Source organism: Xanthomonas campestris pv. badrii, from assembly GCF_012848175.1.
Classification (GTDB): domain Bacteria; phylum Pseudomonadota; class Gammaproteobacteria; order Xanthomonadales; family Xanthomonadaceae; genus Xanthomonas; species Xanthomonas campestris_C.
In genome coordinates this window covers 2,609,981-2,632,231 of the sequence record NZ_CP051651.1, presented here as the reverse complement: position 1 = coordinate 2,632,231, position 22,251 = coordinate 2,609,981, and the positions used below count along the sequence as shown (strand labels likewise).

The window sequence follows — 22,251 nt, the reverse complement described above, 5'->3', positions numbered from 1 at the left end:
GCTCCTGCAGCTGCGTCGCTGCATGCCGCCACAGTTGGCCGATTGCCGGATTGGGCACGACGCGCGTTGTCGCGCGAGGCGTTATCGAGAACGTCCAATCACCGGAAGACCCGCCACGACACAGCTCTGTCGTCATGCGCACCGACGCGGGGGATTGTCAGCGTGCCGCGGTGATCAGCTCATCTGGCGACGTGCGAGCGCTTGACCCAGCCGCACCGATGTCTCTGCCGCAAGTCCGCCATCGAGCTGGGCGACACCCGGCGGCAGCAGCACGATCACGGTCGAGCCGTAGTTGAATCTGGCCATCTCCGCAAACTTCTCCAGCACGATGCCCTTGCCGCGATAATCCTTGCGCGTAATGCGATCGCCATAGCGTGGAATCTCCACGCCGCTCCACACCGTTTCCACGCCGGACACCAGCAGCGCGCCCACCATCACCGACGCCATCGGGCCGAATTCGGTATCGAAGTGGCACACCAGCCGCTCGTTGCGCGCGAACAGGCGCGGCACATTGCGCACCGCATCCGGGCCCACGCTGAAGAGCCGGCCGGGGACGTGCACAGTTTCGCGCAGGGTGCCGGTCCACGGCATGTGCACGCGGTGGTAGTCCTTCGGCGACAGGTACACGGTGGCGAACAGGCCGTTGTTGAACGGCGCTGCGGCTTCCTCGTCGCCCAGCAGTTCGGCGGCGGTGAACGACTGCCCCTTGGCCTGGAAAATGCGGCCGTTCTCGATCGGGCCAAGCTGGCTGATGCGGCCATCGGCCGGCATCAGCAAGGCGGCCGGGTCCGGGTCGGGCACGCGTGCGCCGGGCTTGAGGGCGCGGGTAAAGAAGGCGTTGAAGGTGGGGTAGGCGCGCGGGTCGGGTTCCTGCGCCTCGCTCAGGTCCACGCCGAACTTGCGCGTCACCGTATCGATCAGCCATTGCTTGGTGGACGGTGTCTGCGAGTACGCCAGCGCGCGCGCCATCGACGACAGCAACCGATGCGGCAGCACGTAGGTCAGGGAAGTGACGAAACTCACGGAGCGGTTACCTTGGTCAGCTGTTGGAGGTCGGCGGCAATCGCCTTCGGATCGAGCGGGGGACGGATCAGGCCGGCCAGGCGGCCCTGCGGATCGAGCACGGCGATGCCGGCCGAATGATCCATGCTGTAGTCGTTGGGATTCTGCTCGAAGCCCTTTCCCGGCACCTTCTGGAACACGAAGCCCAGTGCGGTGGCAAAGCGCTGCAGCGCCGGTACGTCAGCGGTGGCAGCCAGGGTGTCCTTGTGGAAGGCGTGGGCGTATTCGCCCAGCCGCGCCGGCGGGTCGCGCTGCGGGTCCACCGACACGAACAGCACCCGCGGGCGCAACCCATCAGGAATGCTTTCCCACTGCTGCTGCGCCACCGCCAGATCGGTCAGCGTGGTCGGGCAGACATCCGGGCAGAAGGTGAAGCCCAGGAAGACCAGGGTCCAGTGGCCGTTGAGTTCGCCGGGCACCAGCTGGGTGCCGTCGGACTGGCGCAGGCTGAACTGCGGCAGCGGGCGCGGCTGCGGATAGAAGGTGATGGTCCGGGTGGGCGGCCACGGTGAGCTGGGCGCGCTGCCGAAAAACTTCTGGCCCAGCAACAGCCCCAGGCCGGCGACCAGCGCCACCAGCAGCACGATGCCGGTATTGCGATTGAACATGGCGGTTTCCAGTGCAACGGACGCTCATGATACCGATCCGACCTCTATAATCGGGGCCCGATTCCTTTTTAGTTGTTGCCATGACTGCCGCCGCGGCCGACGAACTGCACACCATCATCGACCTGATCCGCTACGGCACCAGCCGTTTCAACGAAGCCGGTCTGACCTTCGGCCACAGCTACGACAACGCGCTGGACGAAGCCACCCAGCTGGTGCTGCACAGCCTGCACCTGCCGCACGACCTGGGCCCGGCGTATGGCCAGGCACGGCTGCTGCGTGAGGAAAAAGAGCGGGTGCTGGGCCTGTTCGAGCGTCGCATCACTGAACGCGTGCCGGCGGCCTATCTCACCGGCGAGGCCTGGTTCGCCGGCCTGAGTTTCAAGAGCGATGCGCGTGCACTGGTGCCGCGCTCGCCGATCGCCGAGCTGATCGAGGCCGGCTTCGAGCCGTGGCTGGGCGGCCGCGAGGTGACCCGTGCGCTGGACCTGTGCACCGGCTCGGGCTGCATTGCGATCGCCATGGGCCACTACAACCCGCAGTGGGATGTGGATGGCGTGGATATCAGCGATGACGCCTTGGCGCTGGCCGCCGAAAACAAGGCGCGCCTGCATGCCGACAACGTCAGCTTGCTCAAGTCGGATCTGTTCTCCGGCCTGGGCGGGCGTCAGTACGACCTGATCGTGACCAATCCGCCGTACGTCACCAACGAGGAGACCGACGCGCTGCCGCAGGAATACTCCTACGAGCCGGAGTTGGGGCTGCGTGCCGGTGACGATGGCCTGGACCTGGTGCTGAAGATCCTGCGCGATGCGCCGCAGCACCTGAGCGAAGACGGTCTGCTGATCTGCGAAGTCGGCGAATCCGAGCAGCACCTGATCAAGCTGCTGCCGGAAGTGGACCTGGCCTGGGTCGAGTTCAAGGTCGGGCAGATGGGCATCTTTGCGGTGGAATGCCGCGAGCTGATCGCACACCACGCGCGCATCGGCGAGCTGGCCGCGCAGCGATGAGGCTGCGCGCATGAGTGCCAATTCGTTCGGCAAGCTGTTCACCGTCACCACCTTCGGCGAGTCGCATGGGCCGGCGATCGGCTGCGTCGTCGACGGCTGCCCTCCAGGCCTGGAGCTGGCGCCGGAAGAGTTCACCCACGATCTGCAGCGGCGCGCCACCGGCAAGAGCCGGCATACCTCCGCCCGCCGCGAAGCGGACGAAATCGAGATCCTTTCCGGCGTCTATGAAGGCCGCACCACCGGCACGCCGATCGGGCTGCTGATCCGCAATACCGACCAGCGCAGCAAGGACTACACCAACATCGCCCAGCAGTTCCGCCCCGGCCATGCGGACTACAGCTACTGGCAGAAATACGGCATTCGCGATCCACGCGGCGGCGGTCGCTCGTCGGCACGCGAGACCACCATGCGCGTGGCCGCCGGCGTGATCGCCAAGAAGTGGCTCAAGCAGCGGTATGGCGTGCTGGTGCGCGGGTTCCTGTCGCAGCTGGGCCAGATCCGCCCGACCGGTTTCGACTGGGATGCGGTGGAAGACAACCCGTTCTTCTGGCCGCATGCCGAACAGGTGCCGGAGCTGGAAAGCTACATGGATGCGTTGCGCAAGTCCGGCGATTCGGTCGGCGCGCGCGTGGACGTGGTGGCCGGCGGTGTGCCCGCAGGCTGGGGCGAGCCGATCTACGGCAAGCTCGATGCCGAACTGGCCGCTGCCTTGATGAGCATCAATGCGGTCAAGGGCGTGGAGATCGGCGATGGCTTCGCCAGTGCCGCGCAAAAAGGCACCGAGCACCGCGACCTGATCACCCCGGAAGGCTTTCTCAGCAACCACGCCGGCGGCATTCTCGGCGGCATTTCCACCGGCCAGGCGGTCACCGCCTCGATGGTGCTCAAGCCGACCTCCAGCCTGCGCCTGCCTGGCGCCACGGTGGATGCCGACGGCAACGTGGTCGATGTGATCACCACCGGCCGGCACGACCCGTGCGTAGGCATCCGCGCCACCCCGATCGCCGAGGCGATGATGGCGCTGGTGCTGATGGACCAGGCGCTGCGTCACCGTGCGCAATGCGGCGATGTCGGTGAGGTGGCGCCGCGCATTCCCGGTCAGGTCGATGTCTGACTCGCGTCGCGCCAGGGTGTGGGTCAGCCAGCCGCTGTTCGACGACGTGGTTGCGCAACTGGGCGAGCATTTCGAGCTGACCACCACCGAGCGTGTCACCGCCTGGTCGCCGGCCGAGCTGGCCGCGCGGCTGGCATCGCTGGACGGCGCGCTGATCACGCTCAACGAGCGGGTTGGTGCGGCAGAAATCGCCTCCGCACCGCAGCTGCGCGCCGTCGCCAATGTCGGCGTGGGCTACAACAATCTCGACATCGACGCCTTGAGTGCGGCCGGCATCCTGGCCAGCAACACCCCGGACGTGCTCACCGAAACCACTGCCGATCTCGGCTTCGCGCTGCTGATGGCCACCGCGCGCCGCATCACCGAATCCGAGCGCTGGTTGCGCGATGGGCAGTGGGGGCAATGGTCGTTCAAGACCATGCTCGGCGCCGATATCCACGGCAGCACGCTCGGCATCCTGGGCATGGGCCGGATCGGGCAGGGCATCGCGCGGCGCGGCGCACACGGCTTCGGCATGCGCGTGCTCTATCACAACCGCAGCCAGTTGCCGGCCGCCACCGAGCAGGCGCTGGGCGCGCAGTACGTCGATTTCGAGACGTTGCTGGCGCAGTCCGATCACCTGGTGCTGGTGCTGCCGTACACCAAGGACTCACACCACATCATCGATGCCGCGGCGCTGGGCAAGATGCGCGCCACCGCCACGCTGGTGAACATTGCCCGCGGCGGCATCGTCGATGAGCTGGCGCTGGCCGATGCATTAGCCAACGGCCGCCTGGCCGGTGCCGGCCTAGATGTCTACGAAGGCGAGCCGCGTGTGCGTCCGGAGTTGCTGGCGCTGCACAACGTGGTGCTCACCCCGCATATCGGCAGCGCCAGCCTGGCCACCCGCCGCGCGATGGTGCAACTGGCGGTGGACAACCTGATCGCCGCCCTGGGCAAGGGCCCGCAGGCCGGGCATCCGCCGAGCGCGCTCAATGCCGATGCGATTGCCGCTGCCAAACACGGCGGCGCGATCCTGGGCGCGAAAAAAACCGTGTCGATCAAACGATAGGGAACCTCCGCGGCCAGCTTTGGAGGTTCCCCGAACCCAGCGCGCAGTGCTCCCCTTCTTTCCCCCTTCGATAAAGACAATCTCATGAGCAACGAAAACCGTCGTTTCAACGTCGCGGTCGTGGGCGCCACCGGCGCTGTCGGCGAGACCATGCTGAGCATCCTGGCCGAGCGCCAGTTCCCGGTCGCCACCCTGTATGCGCTGGCGTCGTCGCGTTCGGCCGGCGGGCAGGTGGAATTCAACGGCGGCAAGGTCGATGTGCTGGACCTGGCCGAGTTCGACCCCACCGGCGTGGACATCGCGCTGTTCTCCGCAGGCGGCAGCGTGTCCAAGGAGTACGGCCCCAAGTTCGCCGCGGCAGGTGCGGTGGTGATCGATAACTCCTCGGCCTTCCGTTACGACGACGACGTGCCGCTGGTGGTCTCCGAAGTCAACCCGGAAGCGCTGAAGCAGCGCCCACGCGGCATCGTCGCCAACCCCAATTGCTCGACCATGCAGATGCTGGTGGCGCTGGGCCCGATCCACCGCGCCTACGGGATCGAGCGCATCAACGTGGCGACCTACCAGTCGGTCTCCGGCGGCGGGCGTTCGGCGATGGAAGAGCTGGGCAAGCAGACCAGCGAGCTGCTGAGCTTCCAGGACATCGACCCGCAGCGCTTTCCGGTGCAGATCGCCTTCAACCTGATCCCGCACATCGACGACTTCCAGGACAACGGCTACACCAAGGAAGAGATGAAGCTGGTCTGGGAAACCCGCAAGATCCTCGGCGACGACAGCATCCAGGTGAACCCGACGGCAGTGCGCGTGCCGGTGTTCTACGGCCACTCCGAAGCGGTGGCGATCGAGACCCGCGACAAGATCAGCGTGGAAGCGGCGCGTGCGCTGCTGGAAGCATCGCCCGGCGTGGAAGTGGTGGACGAGCGCACCCCCGGCGGCTACCCGACCCCGGTCACGCATGCCTCAGGCAAGGATGCGGTGTTCGTCGGTCGCATCCGCGAAGACGTCTCGCACCCGCGTGGCCTGAACCTGTGGATCGTGGCCGACAACATCCGCAAGGGCGCCGCACTCAACGCCGTGCAGCTGGCCGAACTGGTGGCGCAGGAAGGCTGAGCCAGCGGTTCACCCGTAGAAGCGCGCCGAGCGCGACGGGCGTTACCGATAACGCCTCATCGCGCTCAGGCGCGCTCCTACGCGCGCGTGCGCGCAAGGCCGGCTCGCATAGGGCGCGCGCCGCCGGCTGCATGCCGCGGCCATACGTCGGGCCGCAGCTTGGTCGGTTCTATCGGCAGCGTGCCATTCGCGTGATGTCGCATGGCACCGCAGCGACTTTTTCGCTCATCCAGCGGCTATATTGATGCCCATGAAACATAGGGGCAGGGGCGCGATGCGTCCGATACAAGGGATAGGTGCGTTGCTGCTGATGGCATGCAGCGGCGCAGCCATGGCATTGGGGCTGGGCGATATCCGGGTGCTGTCCAAGCCCGGGCAACCGCTGGTGGCAGAAATTCCGGTCATCTCGAATGAGCCGGGCGAGCTCGACAATGCACGCGTGGCGCTGGCCTCGGCCACCACCTTCGCGCGTGTCGGCCTGGAGCGGCCGCAGGGGCTGGTCAGCAACCTGCAGTTCCAGTTCGCACAGGATGCGCGCGGGCGCGCGGTGATCCGCGTCACCAGCAGCCAGCCGGTGGACCGGCCGGCGATCAACTTCCTGATCGAAGTGGAGTGGGCCCAGGGCCGCCTGGTGCGCGAATACGCGGCGCTGGTGGATGCGCCCAATACCGCTGCAGCCATCGCCGAACCGGCCATCGACGCGCCGCAGGCCGGCGCCAGCAATACCATCGCCCGCGAACCTGCTGCCGCACTCGTGGCGGCAGGCGAGCGCAGCGGCACCGATGCCGGCACCGCCGCGCCCCCTGCGCGCCCGGCGGCCGGTACGGCTGCGGCCACACCGGCTGCCGGCGATACGCTGCCGGCGGTGCGCGCGGGCCAGACCTTGTCCGAAATCGCCGCATCCGTGGCGCGCTCCAGCGGGCACTCGCTGGATCAGGCCATGCTGGCGCTGTTGCGCACCAATCCCGACGCCTTCATCAACGGCAACATCAACCGCCTCAAGCAGGGCGCAGTCCTGCGCACGCCGCAGGAAGATGCGTTGGCGCAGGTCGGTGCCGCAGAAGCGGCCGTGATGGTGCGCGAGCAGGCCGCGCAGTGGCGGCAGGCGCGCTCGGCCATTCCGCAGCCGGCCGACGCCGGTGCTGCCGCTGCAGCGACGCCGGCCCCGGCGACACCTGCCGCCGGCAATGGCGCGCGGCTCGAAATCGCCCCGGCAGTGGCGAGTCAGACCAATACTGCCGGCGCAACGTCCGGCACCAGTGCCGAAGGCGAGGGCGAGATGGCGGCCAATCAACAGTTGCAACAGGCCAAGGAAGACATCGCCACCCGCGATGCGGAATTGCAGGATCTGCGCTCGCGCGTGGCCGATCTGGAAAAGCTCAAGCAGCAGCAGCAAGCCTTGATCGCGATGAAGGACACCGACCTGGCCGCGGCGCAGAAGCGCCTGGCCGAGGCGCCGCAGGCCGCGCCGCAAGGCGGCGGTTTCCCGCTGTGGTTGATCGGTGGCCTGGTGCTGATCGTGGCGGCAGTGGTCGCGTGGCTGGCCGCGCGGCGCCGCAAACCCTCGCCGCTGCCGCCGTTGCCCCGGCGCCAGTTCGACTTCATGCCGCCCGCCCCAGCGGTCGCTGCAGGCGCCGCACAGGACGATGCGCTGGCGACCGAGCCCAGCGAGCGCGAGGTGCTGCCTGAGACCGAGTTCGAACAGGCCGATCTGCGCGAGGACGAGCGTGCCCCCGCGCCGCAGCCGCCATTGTCGGAGGTGCTGCGCCGCGAGCCGCAGTGGGCCGAACCGGTGGCTGCGCCGGTGGTGGTCAACAGCGATGAGTGGCGCGCGCTGCGTGCCGCCCCGACGCCGCCGGCCGAGCCCGAGCCCGAGTCGGCAGCCGGGCCATCCGACACGCAGCGCGACGTTGCGCATCCGGCCGTCGCCGAGCCTGTGCCCGCGTCAGCGGCGCCGAGCGCCGATGAGAGCCGCGTGGATCCGGATCACGCGGCGCAACACCACGCGCCGCAAAGCCAGCTGGATTTCGAGCCGGCACCGGTAACCCCGGTCGCCGCGCCGAATCCGGTCGCCGACCGGCAGTTCGCCTCGGCCGGACGCGATCGGCTGGAACTGGCGGTGGCCTACATGGACCTGGGCGACAAGGACACTGCGCGCGGGCTGCTGCTGGAGGTCGCCGCCAGCAGCGACGACGCCACCCGCGCCGAAGCGGCACAGCTGCTGGAGCGCCTGGCATGAGCCCGGCCATGGACAGCATGGCCGTGCGCGAGCGCCGTATCGACTACGTGGAGTTCGGCTCGACCGATCCGGACGCCAGTCGTGCCTTTTTCGAGGCCGTATTCGGCTGGCAGTTCCAGGCCTATGGGCCGGATTACCTGGCCTTCAACGACGGCCGCCTGGACGGTGGCTTCTACCGCACTGCGGTCCCGGCCCCTGCCGAGGGTGGCCCGCTGGTGGTGCTGTATGCCGACGATCTGGCGCCGATGCTCGAACGCGTACGCGCGGCCGGCGGCGAGATCGTCAAGCCGGTGTTCGGTTTCCCGGGTGGCAGCCGGTTCCATTTCCGCGAGCCGGGCGGTTCCACGCTGGCGGTGTGGTCGGAGCGGTCCGTCGCGTAGGGCAGGTCACTGCGGTGCTGCGCCGTTGGAATGGCCAGGCGTGCGCGCAGACCGAAGTGCAGGCTGGACGTTGATGCCAGGCATCTGGCGCTCCAGCGATGTTGCTGCTAACCGGGTTGCTGCGAACTGACCCCGGTCAGCTTGCGTTTGCCGCACGTGCGGCAGGTTGACCGATTGAACACACAGGTAGGTACCGATGCGTTACGCGCTGGGCGTGGAGTATGACGGCAGCGAATTCCAGGGCTGGCAGCAGCTGGGCGAGCACGGCGGGCCCAGCGTGCAGGCCAGCCTGCAGGCGGCCTTGTCGTCGGTGGCCGATGCGCCGATCCAGGTGGTGTGTGCCGGCCGCACCGATGCCGGCGTACATGGGCAATGCCAGGTGGTGCATTTCGACAGCGATGCGCGGCGCGAGCCGCGTGGCTGGACGCTGGGCACCACCGCGCGGCTTCCTGCATCGGTCGCGGTGCGCTGGTGCGTGCCGGCCGCCGACGATTTTCATGCGCGCTTTTCCGCGCGCGCGCGGCGCTACCGCTACCGCCTGCTGAATCGCCAGATCCGTCCAGCCCTGCATCGGCAGACCCTGAGTTGGGAGCGTCGCCCGCTCGACGCCGACGCCATGCATCTCGCCGCACAGGCGCTGCAGGGCGAGAACGACTTCAGCGCGTTCCGCAGCGTGCAATGCCAGGCGCTGCATGCACGTCGCAACCTGCAGGCGATCAGCGTGCGGCGCGATGGCGAGGTGGTGGAAGTGGAGGTCCAGGCCAATGCATTCCTTCATCACATGGTGCGGAATATCGTTGGCTCGCTGATGTTGGTCGGGTCCGGTGAGCAACCGGCCGACTGGATCGCGACGTTGCTGGCCGGACGCGACCGCACGGTTGCCGGCCCGACAGCGCCGCCACAAGGCCTGGTGTTTATCGGGCCTCTGTATCCTGCAGAGTGGCATCTGCCTGCCGAGGTGACCCAATGAATCGATCGCTGTACCGCACCCGTATCAAGTTCTGCGGCATGACCCGCGCCGGTGATATCCGACTGGCCGGGGAGCTGGGTGTGGACGCGGTAGGTTTCATCTTTGCGCACGGCAGCCCGCGCCGCGTGGCGCCGGCCGAGGCACGCGCGATGCGCCAGGCGACCGCGCCGATGGTCGATGTGGTGGCCTTGTTCCGCAACAATTCCAAGGAAGAGGTGCGCGAGGTGGTGCGCACCGTGCGCCCGACCTTGCTGCAATTCCATGGAGAGGAAGACGACGCGTTCTGCCGCAGCTTCAACCTGCCGTATCTCAAGGCGGTGCCGATGGGGAGCGCTGGCGTCAACGGCGAAGATGCCAACGCACGCACCTTGCAGCTGGCCTATCCAAATACCGCCGGTTTCCTGTTCGACAGCCATGCGCCGGGTGCTGGCGGCGGCACCGGCAAGACCTTCGACTGGTCGCGCCTGCCCACCGGCTTGCACCGCCCGTTCCTGCTCGCCGGCGGCATCAATGCCGACAATGTTTTCGATGCCATCGTCGCCACCTTGCCGTGGGGCGTGGATGTGTCCAGTGGTGTCGAACTGGCCCCCGGCATCAAGGACGGCCACAAGATGCGCAAGTTCGTCGAAGAAGTGCGCCGCGCCGACTGTCACGAGTTGGGGTGAGTCGGGAATCGGGAATCGGGAATTGGGAATCGAAAAGCGGTGGGCGCCGTTGGCGAATTTTTCCAGTGGGCGATCAGAAGGCTTGAGACTTTGATGTTTCTAGCGGCGCTGAGCTCGCATCCAGCATCAGGATGGCCACAGGATGGCGCTCAGGTGATCAGTGACGCGTGCTGATCCTCGGCAAGTGCGGTGCGCAGCCAGTTTGCCAGTCGCGCGATGCGGGGGTCCGGGTTGCGTCTTGCGGCACAGAGCACCCAGCGTCCGTTGGTTGGGGTGAATCCCCACGGCGCCAGCAGGCGTCCGGCCGCCAGGTCCGCGGCCACCAGCGGTTGCGGGGCGATCGCCACGCCCAGGCCGGCGGCGGCCGCCTCCAGCAGATAGACCAGATGTTCGAATTCGGTGCCCAGGCGCAAGATGTCGGGCGCCATGTCGTGCGCCTGGGCCCATTCCGGCCATGCTTGCGGGCGCGAGCGCGTGTGCAGGACTGGGTGATCGCGCAGTGCCTCAGGGCTTTGGTGATCCAGCTGCAAGGTCGCTGCCAGCTGCGGGCTCAGCACCGGGCCGATCCATTCCACGCCGAGCTCGTGCACCTGCCACTCGCCCGGCCACGGTGGCGATTCCAGCAGCAGGGCCGCGTCCAGGCCGTCCAGGTCCGGGCCAGGTGGTTGCTCGTTGGCCGACAGGTGCAGGCGCAGGTCGGGCAGGTCGCGTTGCAGCCGGCCCAGGCGGGGAATGACCCAGCGCGCCAGCAGGCTGCCCGAGCACCCCAACACCAGTGGCGCCTCGCTGGCCGGGTGACGCAGCGCCGCCCAGGCATCGCCGATCAGGGCAAATCCTTCGCCGGTGGCGTCGCGCAGCCGTGTCCCGGCGGCGGTGAGGATCAGGCCGCGGCCCTGGCGGGCGAACAAGGCCGCGCCCAGTGCCTGTTCCAGCGAACGCACATGGCGGCTGATGGCGCCATGGGTCACGTGCAACTCCTGTGCGGCCCGGCTGACGCTCTGCAGGCGGGCGGCGGCCTCGAAGGCGCGCAAGGCGGCCAGCGGCGGGAGCGATACCGTCATGTGTGAGTCCAGATCACAGGTTGCGGCCATCTTATCGATTTATCGCGCTGCCGGCCTGCGGTAGAGTTGCGGCTTCGCGTATGACCGCATTGCTGCAGAGGATTCCCATGTCGGCCCAGCCCATCAGTGACTTTTACGCCTACCCGGATGCTGCCGGCCACTTCGGCAAGTTCGGCGGCCGCTTCGTCGCCGAAACCCTGATCGGCCCGCTGCAGGAACTGGCTGCCGCCTACGACCAGGCGCGCCAGGATCCGGGCTTCATCGCCGCGTACGACAAGGACCTCAAGCACTACGTCGGCCGGCCCAGCCCGATCTATCACGCCGAGCGGCTCAGTCGTGAAGTGGGTGGCGCGCAGATCCTGCTCAAGCGCGAAGACCTGAACCACACCGGCGCGCACAAGATCAACAACACCATCGGTCAGGCCCTGCTGGCCAGCCGCATGGGCAAGACCCGCATCATCGCCGAGACCGGCGCCGGCCAGCACGGCGTGGCCAGTGCCACGGTGGCGGCGCGGCTGGGCCTGGAGTGCGTGGTCTACATGGGCGCCACCGACATCGAGCGGCAGAAGATCAACGTCTACCGCATGAAGCTGCTGGGCGCGACGGTGATCCCGGTGACCTCCGGCTCTGCCACGCTCAAGGATGCGCTCAACGAGGCGATGCGCGACTGGGTGACCAATGTGCGCGACACGTTCTACATCATCGGCACCGTGGCCGGCCCGGACCCGTATCCGCGCATGGTGCGCGACTTCAATGCCATCGTTGGCCGCGAAGCACGCGAGCAGATGCTGCAGGACTACGGCCGGCTGCCGGATGCGATCAGCGCCTGTGTCGGTGGCGGCAGCAATGCGATCGGGCTGTTCCACGCCTTCCTCAACGACCCCGGCGTCAAGATCTACGGCGCCGAGGCGGCGGGCGACGGCATCGCCACCGGCCGGCATGCCGCATCCATCGCCGCAGGTCGCCCGGGCGTGCTGCACGGCAACCGCACCTACGTGATCTGCGACGACGACGGCCAGATCACTGAAACCCACTCGATCTCCGCCGGCCTGGATTACCCCGGCGTCGGGCCGGAGCACTCTTTCCTGTCCGATAGCGGCCGCGCGGTGTATCAGGGCATCACCGACGACGAGGCGATGGCCGCCTTCCACCTGCTGGCGCACACCGAGGGCATTCTGGCGGCGTTGGAGTCCAGCCATGCGGTGGCGCAGTCGATCAAGCTGGCACGCGAGATGCCCAAGGATGCGCTGGTGTTGTGCAACCTGTCCGGGCGCGGCGACAAGGATGTGCACACCATCGCCGCGCGCGAGGGAATCGCGCTCTAGGCGCGGCTGTGGCTAACGCTCTATCCGGATGCAGGGACGAGGCGATGCTCGAAGGACTGATCCAGTTGGTGGCCGAGGTGCTGCTGCAGGCCTTGGCCGAGATGCTGATCGAACTCGGCCTGCATTCCGTCGCCGAGTCGTTCGAGCGTAGGCCCTCGCCATGGCTGGCGGCAGTGGGCTACGCCATCCTGGGTGCACTGCTTGGCGGTGTCAGTCTCTGGCTGCTGCCCCAGCACCTCACGGCGACCCACGGCGCGCGACTGGCAGCGGTAGTGATCGCGCCACTGGTCGCCGGCGGGCTGATGGCCGCGCTTGGTGCGTGGCGAGCGCGGCGCGGCGACCCGGTGTTCCGTATCGATCGATTTTCCTATGGCTACCTGTTTGCGCTGTGCTTTGCGTTGATGCGGTATTTCTTTGCCACCTGAGGTTCCATGGCGGCTGGTTTCCCCCCCTTGTTCGAGTGATTTCATGCGTCGTATCGATTCCCGCTTCGCTGAGCTGCGTGCCAATGGGCGCAAAGCACTGATCCCCTTCATCACCGCCGGCGACCCATCGCTGGAAGCCACCGTGCCGGTGATGCATGCGCTGGTGCGCGCCGGTGCCGACGTCATCGAACTGGGCGTGCCGTTCTCCGACCCCATGGCAGACGGCCCCACCATTCAGCGCAGTTCCGAGCGTGCGCTGGGGCGTGGCGCCGGCCTGGCCTACGTGCTGGAAGCGGTGCACGAATTCCGCCGCGAGGACGCCACCACCCCGGTGGTGCTGATGGGTTACCTCAACCCGATCGAGATCCACGGCACCCGGCGTTTCGCCGAAGCCGCGGTCGCCGCTGGCGTGGACGGCCTGCTGCTGGTCGACCTGCCGCCGGAGGAAGCCGACGAAACCCGCGACATCTTCAGCGACGTCGGGCTGGCCCTGATCGCGCTGGCCTCGCCGACCACCAGCGAGCAGCGCCTGGACATGCTGTGCAGTACCGCGCAGGGCTATCTGTACTACGTCAGTTTCGCAGGCGTCACCGGGGCTTCGGACCGGCTCGATACCCACGCCGCCAGCGATCGCCTGCGCCAGTTGCGACAGCGCGCAGGTGCGCCGGTGGTGGCCGGCTTCGGCATCAAGGATGCTGCCAGCGCGGCCGCGATGGCCGTCGATGCCGACGGCGTGGTGGTCGGCAGCGCCCTGGTGGCGGCCCTGGCCGAAGCGGGCGATGTCCGCAGCGCCCGCGAACGCGCCGAAGCCTTCCTGGCCCCGCTTCGGCAGGCGCTGGATCGCCGCTGACGCCAGGCCAAGGACCTTCTCCCACATGAAGTAGGCCAATGTCCCGACGGGGGAAGGAATCAAAGCCCCTCTCCTGCGGGAGAGGGGTTGGGGTGAGGGTACGGGCGAAGCAGCGCCTTGCTGAACGAAGGTGATGACGGCTATCGACACACGGCATCCCACAGCAAGCCAACCTGCTGCACATCGCCCGACAGCCTGCACCACAGCGCTGTACCCCAACGCTGCGCCGCAACGGCAACCCGCCGTGTCGGGCGCGCGCTGCACCAGCCTGGGGCGCTGCGTTAGACTGTTGCCCCTCTGCGGCCCGCAAGGCCGCCCTGCATGGATTGTCATACACGCATGAGTTGGCTCAGCAAATTGATGCCCTCCGGCATCCGCACCGAGAACACCCCGGCCAAGAAGCGCAGCGTTCCCGAGGGTCTGTGGGAAAAGTGCAGCAACTGCGGCAGCGCGCTGTACGGCCCGGAGCTTGAGGAGAACCTGGAGGTGTGTCCGAAGTGTGACCACCACATGGCCATTCGCGCCCGCGCGCGGCTGAACTCGCTGTTCGACCCGGAGACCGCGACCACCGAGATCGCCGCCCAGCTGGGCCCGGTCGACGTGCTCAAGTTCAAGGACCAGAAGCGTTACGGCGAACGCATCAAGGCCAGCCAGAAGGCCAGCGGCGAATACGACGCGCTGATCGCCATGCGCGGCACGCTCAAGGGTAATCCGCTAGTCGCCGCCGCCTTCGACTTCGCCTTCATGGGCGGCTCGATGGGGTCGGTGGTCGGCGAGCGCTTTGCGCGTGCGGCCGAAGTGGCGCTGGAAGTGGGTTGCCCGTTCGTGTGCTTTTCCGCCAGTGGCGGTGCGCGCATGCAGGAAGGCCTGTTCTCGCTGATGCAGATGGCCAAGACCTCTGCGGCGCTCGGGCGCCTGCGCGAAGCCGGCCTGCCGTACATCTCGGTGCTGACCCATCCCACCACCGGTGGCGTGTCGGCATCGTTTGCCATGCTGGGCGACATCAACATCGCCGAGCCGCATGCGCTGATCGGCTTTGCCGGCCCGCGCGTGATCGAGCAGACCGTGCGCGAAACGTTGCCGGAAGGTTTCCAGCGCTCGGAATTCCTGCTCGACCACGGCGCCATCGACCAGATTTGCGACCGTCGCCAGATGCGCGACCGCATCGCCGAGCTCACCGCCATGATGATGCGGCAGGCGCGCCCGCAGGAGGCGCTGGCGTGAAGGCGGGGACGGGACCCGGGACCCGGGACCGGGGACCCGGAAGAAGCAGTCCTCGGACGTCCACAGCTAGAAGGCCGCGCTTTTCCCGGGTCCCGGGTCCCCGGTCCCCGATCCCGGCTTCTTCGGTCCCAGCTCCATGAGCGCCCGCAAATATTTCGGTACCGACGGCATCCGCGGGCGGGTCGGGCAGGGCGTGATCTCGGCCGATTTCGTGCTGCGCCTGGGCAATGCGCTGGGTCGTGTGCTCACCCAGGGCCGCAGCAGGCGTCCACTGGTGTTGATCGGCAAGGACACGCGCATTTCCGGCTATATGTTCGAAGCGGCGTTGGAGGCCGGCCTGGTCGCGGCCGGTGCCGACGTGCAGATGATCGGGCCGATGCCGACACCGGCGATCGCGTTTTTGACCACCACCCTGCGCGCCGATGCCGGGGTGGTGATCAGTGCCTCGCACAACCCGCACTACGACAACGGCATCAAGTTCTTTTCCGCCGAAGGCGAGAAGCTCGACGACGCCACCGAAGCGGCGATCGAAGCCGCCCTGGACGAGCCGTTCCACACCGTGGAATCCGAGCGCCTGGGCAAGGCGATCCGCACCCGCGACGCGATCGGCCGCTACATCGAGTTCTGCAAGGCCAGCGTGGCGCGCGGGTTCACCCTGCAGGGACTGAAGATGGTGCTGGACTGCGCGCATGGCGCCACCTATCACATCGCACCGATGCTGTTCCGCGAGCTGGGCGCCGAGGTGGTGGTGATCGGCGCCGCACCGGATGGGCTCAATATCAACGATGGCGTTGGGTCGACGCATATCGACAATCTCGCTGCCAAGGTGCGCGAGAGCGGGGCGCATCTGGGCATTGCCTTCGATGGCGATGGCGACCGTGTGCTGATGGCCGACGACCAGGGCAACCCGGTCGACGGCGACGACCTGCTGTACGTGCTGGCACGGTCGTGGCAGGCCAGTGGCCGGCTCACCGGCACGGTGGTCGGCACCTTGATGACCAATTACGGGCTGGAACCGGCGCTGGCCGCGCTGCAGATCCCGTTCCAGCGCGCGAAGGTCGGCGACCGCTACGTGCATCAGGCATTGGTCGAAGGCGGCGGCACGCTGGGCGGGGAAACCTCCGGCCACCTGCTGTGCCTGGACCGTGCCAGCACCGGCGATGGCATCGTCAGCGCGCTGCAGGTACTCGAAGCGCTGGGCCGCGACGGGCATAGCCTGCGCGAAGCGCTGCGCGATCTGGTCAAGGTGCCGCAGAAGACTGTGAACGTGCGTCTGGATGGCGGCGCCGCCAAGGCGATCGTGGAGGCGCCCGGTGTGCAGCAGGCGTTGCAGCAGGCGCAGGCGGCGGTGCAGGGGCGCGGACGCGCCTTCCTGCGCCCCTCGGGCACCGAACCGGTGGTGCGCGTGACCGTGGAAGCCGACGATGCCGGCCTGATGCAGGCCACGCTCGACCGTCTTTCCGGAGCGGTGCGTGACGCGGCGTGAGTCGCTGATCATTGGCGTGTGCGTGGTCGTGGCCAAGGCCGCGACGTTCTACCTGTTGTATCGCCTGCTGATCTGATCGGCAGGCCTTCCCTTACTTCGACCAAGACATTCGTATGAGCGCCCGCATCCCGACCCTGGACATCACCCGTTTCGACAGTGACCGCGACGCCTTCGTCGCCGAGCTCGGTGCGGCCTATCGGCAGTGGGGGTTTGCCGGCATCCGCAATCACGGCATCGCGCAGAGCGAGATCGATGCGGCCTACGATGTGTTCAAGGCATTTTTTGCGTTGCCGGAAGAGGTCAAGCGCCGCTACCACGTGCCGGGTAGCGGTGGCGCACGTGGCTACACCGCCTTTGGCGTGGAGACTGCCAAGGACTCCAAACACTTCGATCTGAAGGAGTTCTGGCATATCGGCCGCGAGATTCCCGACGATTCGCCGTACCGCGAGGTGATGGCGCCGAACCTGTGGCCGGCCGAAGTGCCCGGCTTCCGCGAGCGTGGCTACCAGCTGTATCAGCAGCTCGACCAGCTCGGCTCGCGCGTGCTTTCGGCGTTGGCGCTGCATATCGGCCTGCCGCAGGACTATTTCGTCGACAAGACCAACAACGGCAATTCGATCCTGCGCCCGATCCATTACCCGCCGATCACCAGCGACGACATTCCCAACGTGCGGGCCGGTGCGCACGGCGACATCAACTTCATCACCCTGCTGGTCGGTGCCAGTGCCGCCGGGCTGGAAGTGCGCTCCAACGATGGCGAGTGGGTGCCATTCACCGCAGACGCCGACACCATCGTGGTCAATATCGGCGACATGCTGCAGCGGCTCACCAACCACGTGTACCCGTCCACCATCCACCGCGTGGTCAATCCCCCGGGCGAAGCCGCGCGCAAGCCGCGCTATTCGGTGCCGTTCTTCCTGCACCCCAATCCGGATTTCCTGATCGACGTGCTGCCCTCGTGCATCAGCGCCGACAACCCCAGCCGCTATCCCGAGCCGATCACCGCGCACGGATTCCTGGAAGAGCGCCTGCGCGAGATCAAGCTGAAGTAATCGCGGCGGCGTCGTGGCGTCTGCGGTGCCATTGCTGCCAGCAGTCGAGGGCGCTGCGATGCATTGCCGCGCCTGCAACACAGCCATGACACGGGCCACACTTCCATTCATAAAATTCTGCTCGCGTCTGGTTAAAGCTTGCGTTCACTCGCGCCGATAAATCAGTCTGATCGCTAGCGCGACGTCGGACTCGCCTGGCGCCCGCTGCCGATTGCATGAGGTAAGGGGGGCGCATACGGATGCGGTGGATCAAACAAGCAGGTGCGGTATCGGCGCTTGCACTCTGTGGCGTGATGGCGCCTGTGGCGGCAACGCCGGTCAGCGTGACCGTCACCGATGCCAATGGTGTCCTGGTCGATGCGGTGGTCAGCCTGGAGCTGGCGCGTCCGGCTGCTGCCACGGCCGGCAAGACCGTTGAGATGGATCAGGTCAATTCGCAGTTCGTGCCTGCGGTGCTGGCCATACGCGCCGGGACCGCGGTGCGGTTTCCCAACAACGATCAGATCCGCCATCAGGTCTATTCGTTCTCTCCCGCCAAGCGCTTCGAATTGCCGCTGTTCCAGGGCACCACGGCGGCGCCGGTACGGTTCGATCAAGCGGGTCTGGTGACGGTGGGCTGCAACATCCACGACTGGATGCTGGGCTACATCGTGGTGCTGGATACCCCGTATTTCGGCAAGACCGGTAGCGATGGCCGCGTGCAGCTCGATGCACCGGCAGGTGCGTACACGTTGCGCGTCTGGCATCCGCGCATCAAGGGCGCAGCGGCCACCGAGCCGCTGCAGGTCGCACGCGATGCGGTGCAGCGCCGCGTCACCCTGCAGACCACGGGCGCTGCCCCGGCGGTGGCACCGGTGGACGATCGGGTGCGCGCGCTGCAGGACAAGTTCCGCCGCGCCGAGCCCAAGAAGCCGCACCCATGAAAGCGATGCGGCTGCATACGCGCATTGCGGCATTGCTGGTGCTGGTCGTGCTCGCCACGCAGGCGCTGACCTTCATCGCGGTGCAATTGGCAACCGAGCGCAGCGTCAAGGCGCAACTTGGCGAAGAGCTGCAGATCGGCGAGCGCGTCTGGCAGCGCATCAACCTGCGCCGCGACGAACAGCTGCTGCAGTCGGCATCGGTGCTGGCAGACGACTTCGGATTTCGCGCCGCGGTGGCCAGTGGCGATGTCCCCACCATGCAATCGGCGCTGCGCAATCATGCGGCGCGCATGTCCGCGCAGACCGCGCTGTTGCTCTCGCCGGATGGCGAATTTCTGACCGGCTTGGCCGATCTTCCGCAGGCCGAGCAATTGCGCGCAGTACAGGCCTTGTTGCAGCAGGCGCAGCGGGACGGGCGCGCCGTCGGCGTGGTCGCGCTGGATCGGCAGATCGTGCGGCTGGCGGTGGTGCAGGTGCTGGCGCCAAGCCGCGTGGGCTGGATTGCGATCGGCAACGAATCCGGCGAAGGCCTGGCGCAGGATTTCCGCACGACGACCGGGCTGGATGCCACGTTCTATACCGATGGGCCACCCATCCGCGTCCTGGCATCCACCCTGGAGCCGGCCGCACGCAACGAATTTGCGCAGCAATTGCCGGCGGCCGAGCGCACGCAGGTGGCGGCGATTCCGTTGACGCTGGGCCAGTCGCGCTACCTGGTCAAGCTGCAATCGATCCAGGGCGACAGTCATGTGCGGGTGGCGCTGCAGGCATCGCTGGATCGCGCCGTGGCGCCGTACCGCATCCTCAAGTTGCGCATCCTGCTGCTTGCCGGCCTGGCCACGGCCGCGGCCCTGGGTGTGGCGCTGTTTCTGGCGCGTGGCGTCAGCAAGCCGGTGGCGCAACTGGTGCAGGCGGCGCGACGCATCCAGCAAGGCGATTACCAGACCGCGGTCGAGGTCCCGCCGGGCCGTGAGCTGGCCGAGCTGGCCGATAGTTTCGGGCGCATGCAGCAGCAGATTGCAAGCCGCGAGCAGCACATCCTGCACCAGGCCCGGCACGATGCATTGACCGGTCTGCCCAACCGCCTCTGGCTGCTGGAGCGACTCAAGGACGTGGTGGAACAGACGGTGGCCTCGGGCGGTACGGCGGCAGTGCTGATCCTGGATCTGGAGCGGTTCAAGGAACTCAACGACAGCCTCGGCCACGATTTCGCCGACCAGGTGCTGGTCGAAGTCGGGCAGCGCCTGGCCGATGTGGTGCAGGCGCCCAATCTGGTGGGCCGGCTCGGCAGCGACGAATTCATGGTGGTGGTGGCGCAGGCCGATGCCTCGACCGTGCAGCAGGACGCGCAGCGCCTGCTGCTGCAGCTGCGTCGTCCGCTGGTGTTGCCGCAGGCGCGCATCCAGCTCGAAGCCAGCATCGGCATCGCCTTGATTCCCGAGCATGGCGCCGACCCGGACACCTTGTTGCGCCGCGCCGACATTGCGCGACGTCAGCTGGGCGACGCCACCACCGTTGGCGCCAGCGTCTACCGCATGGGGCAGGACGAGCAGCATCTGCGGCGGCTGCGACTCACCGGCGATCTGCGCCAGGCCATCGGTGGCAATGAGTTGACCTTGCGCTTCCAGCCCAAGCTCTGCCTGCGCAGCGATCGGGTGGAGCAGGTCGAGGTGCTGGTGCGTTGGCATCACCCCACGCTGGGCCCGATCGGTCCGGACGAGTTCATCCCGCTGGCCGAACATTCCGGGGTGATCCATCCGCTGACCCGCTTCGTGCTGGACGAGGCGCTGCGCTGTCAGGCGCAGTGGCGCACGCAGGGGCTGGAGTTGGGCATGGCGATCAATCTGTCTGCGCTGGATCTGTCCGATCCCGGCCTGCCGGATTACGTGCGCGCGCGCCTGGAGCAGCATGCGGCGTCGGCGCAGACGGTCACCCTGGAATTGACCGAAAGCGCGCTGATGCGCGACGTCGAATCTGCGCTGCACATGCTGCACCAGTTGCGCAGCGTCGGCGTGCGCCTGTCCATCGACGACTTCGGCACCGGCTATTCCTCGCTGGCCCAACTCAAGCGCATGCCGGTCAACGAATTGAAGATCGACAAGAGCTTCGTCATGCAACTGGCCGAGGGTACCGACGACGCCTTCATCGTGCGCAGTACCATCGATCTGGGACACAACCTCGGTCTGAGCGTGATCGCCGAAGGCGTCGAGAACGCGGCCGCACTGGAGCTGCTGCGCGGTTATGGCTGCGACATGGTGCAGGGCTATCTGTACGCGCCGCCGCTGGAACAGGCGCCGCTGGTGGCGTGGTGCATGCGTCAACTCGGCACGTCTTCGCCAGCGCAATCAGGAGCGCACTGATGACATTCGGCATCCGTGGCCCGGTCATCGTTGCGGCGGTCGGTGTCGCGCTGATCCCGGCACTGGCCGCCGCCGGAGAGGGGCGCCTGCTGGCCACCGGTGGCGTATCGATGATCGAAGGCAGCAGCGGTGGCGGCATCGTGCCGTGGGCGACATTGTCCGGCTACGGCACCCGCGATGAGCTCGGCACCGTGCTGTTCGCCACCCATGTCGACAGCGGCGATTACCGGCTCGATGTACAGGGCGCTGCATTGACCGTCGGCAACCGGCTGGAGCTGTCGCTTGCGCGTCAGCGCCTGGACCTGGGCACCTTGCAGGATCGTCTGGCGCTGCCGTGGAATGCGCTGGGCCAGGATGTATTCGGCGCCAAGCTGCGCGTGTCCGGCGATCTGGTTTACGGCCGCGGCCCGCAGGTCAGCGTGGGCGTGCAGTACAAGCGTCTGCGCGATGGCACGCTGCCACTGGCGATCGGTGCCCGCGACGACCACGGTACCGACGTCTACGTCAGTGCCAGCCGCTTGTTGCTGCAAGGCGCTGGCGGCTACCAGCTACTGCTCAACGGCACGCTGCGTGCGACGCGCGCCAACCAGACCGGTCTGCTCGGCTTTGGCGGCGATCGTCGCGACAGTTACCGCCTGGTCGCCGAAGCCAGCGCCGCCATCGTGCTTTCGCCGTCGTGGGCGGTCGGGGTGGAGTATCGCGACAAGCCGGACAACCTGGGCTTTGCGCGCGAACAGGCCTGGGCGGACGCTTTCGTGGCCTGGTTTCCCAACAAGCATGTCTCGCTCACCGCAGCCTGGGCCGATCTGGGCGACATCGCCACGTTGACCGATCAGCGCGGCCCCTATCTCTCCCTGCAAGTGGCGTTCTGATGAATCGATGGCTGCGTGGTTGCCTGATGTGCATGCTGTGCCTGCTCGGCGCCTGCGCCACCACGCGCACACCGCCGACGTTGTACGACGAGCTTGGCGGGCAGGCCGGCATCGAGGCCCTGGTGGAGACCATGTTGTCGCGCGTCGCCGACGACCAGCGCATCGTCGACAAGTTCGCGCGCGTCAACATCGTCATGCTCAACGCCCGCCTGGTGCAGAAGTTCTGTCACGTTGCCGATGGCCCGTGCCCGGATACCGCCAAGTCGATGCAGCAGGCGCACCAGCATCTGGCCATCCGCGAAGGGGACTTCAACGCCCTGGTGGAAGATCTGAACTGGGCGATGGATCAACGCAAGATCCCGCGTCGCACCCAGAACCGCTTGTTGGCGCGGCTGGCCGCGATGCACGGGGAGATCGTCAATCACTGAGTGGCATTTGGCGAGAGCGATGCTGCGCGTCGCATCGCT

The 22,251-nt window shown here is 67.3% G+C and carries 21 protein-coding genes; 18 read left to right on the top strand and 3 right to left on the bottom strand.

What is annotated here, in order from left to right; all coding sequences use genetic code 11:
* Positions 1 to 174: 174 nt before the first annotated feature.
* Both asd and HG421_RS11115 read right to left on the bottom strand, forming a co-directional pair.
* Positions 175 to 1,023 (bottom strand): archaetidylserine decarboxylase, encoded by an 849-nt coding sequence (gene asd, locus HG421_RS11120; protein WP_169706422.1) that lies wholly within the window; start codon positions 1,021 to 1,023, stop codon positions 175 to 177.
* Positions 1,020 to 1,670, bottom strand: a complete 651-nt coding sequence (locus tag HG421_RS11115; RefSeq protein WP_169706421.1) for an SCO family protein — start codon at positions 1,668 to 1,670, stop codon at positions 1,020 to 1,022. Before HG421_RS11115 ends, asd begins: the two co-directional genes overlap by 4 nt.
* An 80-nt stretch (positions 1,671 to 1,750) precedes the next feature.
* Between HG421_RS11115 and prmB the strand changes: the two genes are divergently transcribed.
* From prmB to HG421_RS11075, 8 genes are all read left to right on the top strand, one after another.
* Complete coding sequence (prmB, locus tag HG421_RS11110) at positions 1,751 to 2,677, top strand: 50S ribosomal protein L3 N(5)-glutamine methyltransferase (protein WP_169706420.1); 927 nt, start codon at positions 1,751 to 1,753, stop codon at positions 2,675 to 2,677.
* Positions 2,678 to 2,687: 10 nt separating this feature from the next.
* Positions 2,688 to 3,791 (top strand): chorismate synthase, encoded by a 1,104-nt coding sequence (gene aroC / locus HG421_RS11105; RefSeq protein ID WP_169706419.1) that lies wholly within the window; start codon positions 2,688 to 2,690, stop codon positions 3,789 to 3,791.
* On the top strand, positions 3,784 to 4,842 hold the full coding sequence (locus HG421_RS11100) for a 2-hydroxyacid dehydrogenase (RefSeq protein ID WP_169706418.1): 1,059 nt from the start codon (positions 3,784 to 3,786) through the stop codon (positions 4,840 to 4,842). Before aroC ends, HG421_RS11100 begins: the two co-directional genes overlap by 8 nt.
* An 84-nt stretch (positions 4,843 to 4,926) precedes the next feature.
* Complete coding sequence (locus HG421_RS11095) at positions 4,927 to 5,952, top strand: aspartate-semialdehyde dehydrogenase (protein ID WP_169706417.1); 1,026 nt, start codon at positions 4,927 to 4,929, stop codon at positions 5,950 to 5,952.
* A gap of 301 nt (positions 5,953 to 6,253) precedes the next feature.
* Positions 6,254 to 8,191, top strand: coding sequence for a FimV/HubP family polar landmark protein (locus HG421_RS11090; RefSeq protein ID WP_169706416.1), 1,938 nt, complete (start codon positions 6,254 to 6,256; stop codon positions 8,189 to 8,191).
* Positions 8,188 to 8,571 carry a VOC family protein gene (locus HG421_RS11085; RefSeq protein ID WP_169706415.1) on the top strand — a complete coding sequence of 128 codons (384 nt, stop codon included), beginning with the start codon at positions 8,188 to 8,190 and terminating at the stop codon, positions 8,569 to 8,571. The genes HG421_RS11090 and HG421_RS11085 overlap by 4 nt, the downstream gene beginning before the upstream one ends.
* A gap of 196 nt (positions 8,572 to 8,767) precedes the next feature.
* The gene (gene truA / locus HG421_RS11080) at positions 8,768 to 9,541 is read left to right on the top strand and encodes a tRNA pseudouridine(38-40) synthase TruA (RefSeq protein ID WP_169706414.1); all 774 of its coding nucleotides are present in this window, start codon (positions 8,768 to 8,770) and stop codon (positions 9,539 to 9,541) included.
* Positions 9,538 to 10,206, top strand: coding sequence for a phosphoribosylanthranilate isomerase (locus tag HG421_RS11075; RefSeq protein ID WP_064508041.1), 669 nt, complete (start codon positions 9,538 to 9,540; stop codon positions 10,204 to 10,206). Before truA ends, HG421_RS11075 begins: the two co-directional genes overlap by 4 nt.
* 149 nt (positions 10,207 to 10,355) lie before the next feature.
* Here the strand turns inward: HG421_RS11075 and HG421_RS11070 are convergent, their stop codons facing one another.
* Positions 10,356 to 11,267: a LysR family transcriptional regulator gene (locus tag HG421_RS11070; RefSeq protein WP_169706413.1), complete on the bottom strand. Its 912-nt coding sequence runs from the start codon at positions 11,265 to 11,267 to the stop codon at positions 10,356 to 10,358.
* A gap of 107 nt (positions 11,268 to 11,374) precedes the next feature.
* Here HG421_RS11070 and trpB point away from each other — a divergent pair, with 107 nt between their 5' ends.
* The 10 genes from trpB to HG421_RS11020 all read left to right on the top strand — a co-directional run bounded on the left by trpB (position 11,375) and on the right by HG421_RS11020 (position 22,212).
* A complete protein-coding gene (gene trpB / locus HG421_RS11065) occupies positions 11,375 to 12,592 on the top strand; it encodes a tryptophan synthase subunit beta (protein ID WP_169706412.1) in 1,218 nt (405 codons plus the stop codon).
* A gap of 44 nt (positions 12,593 to 12,636) precedes the next feature.
* Positions 12,637 to 13,017: a hypothetical protein gene (locus tag HG421_RS11060; RefSeq protein WP_169706411.1), complete on the top strand. Its 381-nt coding sequence runs from the start codon at positions 12,637 to 12,639 to the stop codon at positions 13,015 to 13,017.
* Between the two features lie 43 nt (positions 13,018 to 13,060).
* Positions 13,061 to 13,867, top strand: a complete 807-nt coding sequence (gene trpA / locus HG421_RS11055; RefSeq protein WP_169706410.1) for a tryptophan synthase subunit alpha — start codon at positions 13,061 to 13,063, stop codon at positions 13,865 to 13,867.
* A 339-nt stretch (positions 13,868 to 14,206) separates the two neighbouring features.
* The gene (gene accD, locus HG421_RS11050) at positions 14,207 to 15,091 is read left to right on the top strand and encodes an acetyl-CoA carboxylase, carboxyltransferase subunit beta (protein ID WP_169706409.1); all 885 of its coding nucleotides are present in this window, start codon (positions 14,207 to 14,209) and stop codon (positions 15,089 to 15,091) included.
* Positions 15,092 to 15,227: 136 nt separating this feature from the next.
* A complete protein-coding gene (glmM, locus tag HG421_RS11045) occupies positions 15,228 to 16,577 on the top strand; it encodes a phosphoglucosamine mutase (protein ID WP_169706408.1) in 1,350 nt (449 codons plus the stop codon).
* 113 nt (positions 16,578 to 16,690) lie between these two features.
* Entirely contained in the window at positions 16,691 to 17,629 is a 939-nt protein-coding gene (locus tag HG421_RS11040; RefSeq protein WP_169706407.1) for an isopenicillin N synthase family dioxygenase, read from the top strand.
* 239 nt (positions 17,630 to 17,868) lie between these two features.
* Positions 17,869 to 18,552 carry a methylamine utilization protein gene (locus HG421_RS11035; protein ID WP_169706406.1) on the top strand — a complete coding sequence of 228 codons (684 nt, stop codon included), beginning with the start codon at positions 17,869 to 17,871 and terminating at the stop codon, positions 18,550 to 18,552.
* Positions 18,549 to 20,912 carry a putative bifunctional diguanylate cyclase/phosphodiesterase gene (locus HG421_RS11030; RefSeq protein WP_169706405.1) on the top strand — a complete coding sequence of 788 codons (2,364 nt, stop codon included), beginning with the start codon at positions 18,549 to 18,551 and terminating at the stop codon, positions 20,910 to 20,912. Before HG421_RS11035 ends, HG421_RS11030 begins: the two co-directional genes overlap by 4 nt.
* Positions 20,912 to 21,784, top strand: coding sequence for a DUF3034 family protein (locus HG421_RS11025; protein WP_169706404.1), 873 nt, complete (start codon positions 20,912 to 20,914; stop codon positions 21,782 to 21,784). Before HG421_RS11030 ends, HG421_RS11025 begins: the two co-directional genes overlap by 1 nt.
* Positions 21,784 to 22,212, top strand: a complete 429-nt coding sequence (locus HG421_RS11020; RefSeq protein WP_169706403.1) for a group I truncated hemoglobin — start codon at positions 21,784 to 21,786, stop codon at positions 22,210 to 22,212. The genes HG421_RS11025 and HG421_RS11020 overlap by 1 nt, the downstream gene beginning before the upstream one ends.
* The last annotated feature ends 39 nt before the right edge of the window (positions 22,213 to 22,251 follow it).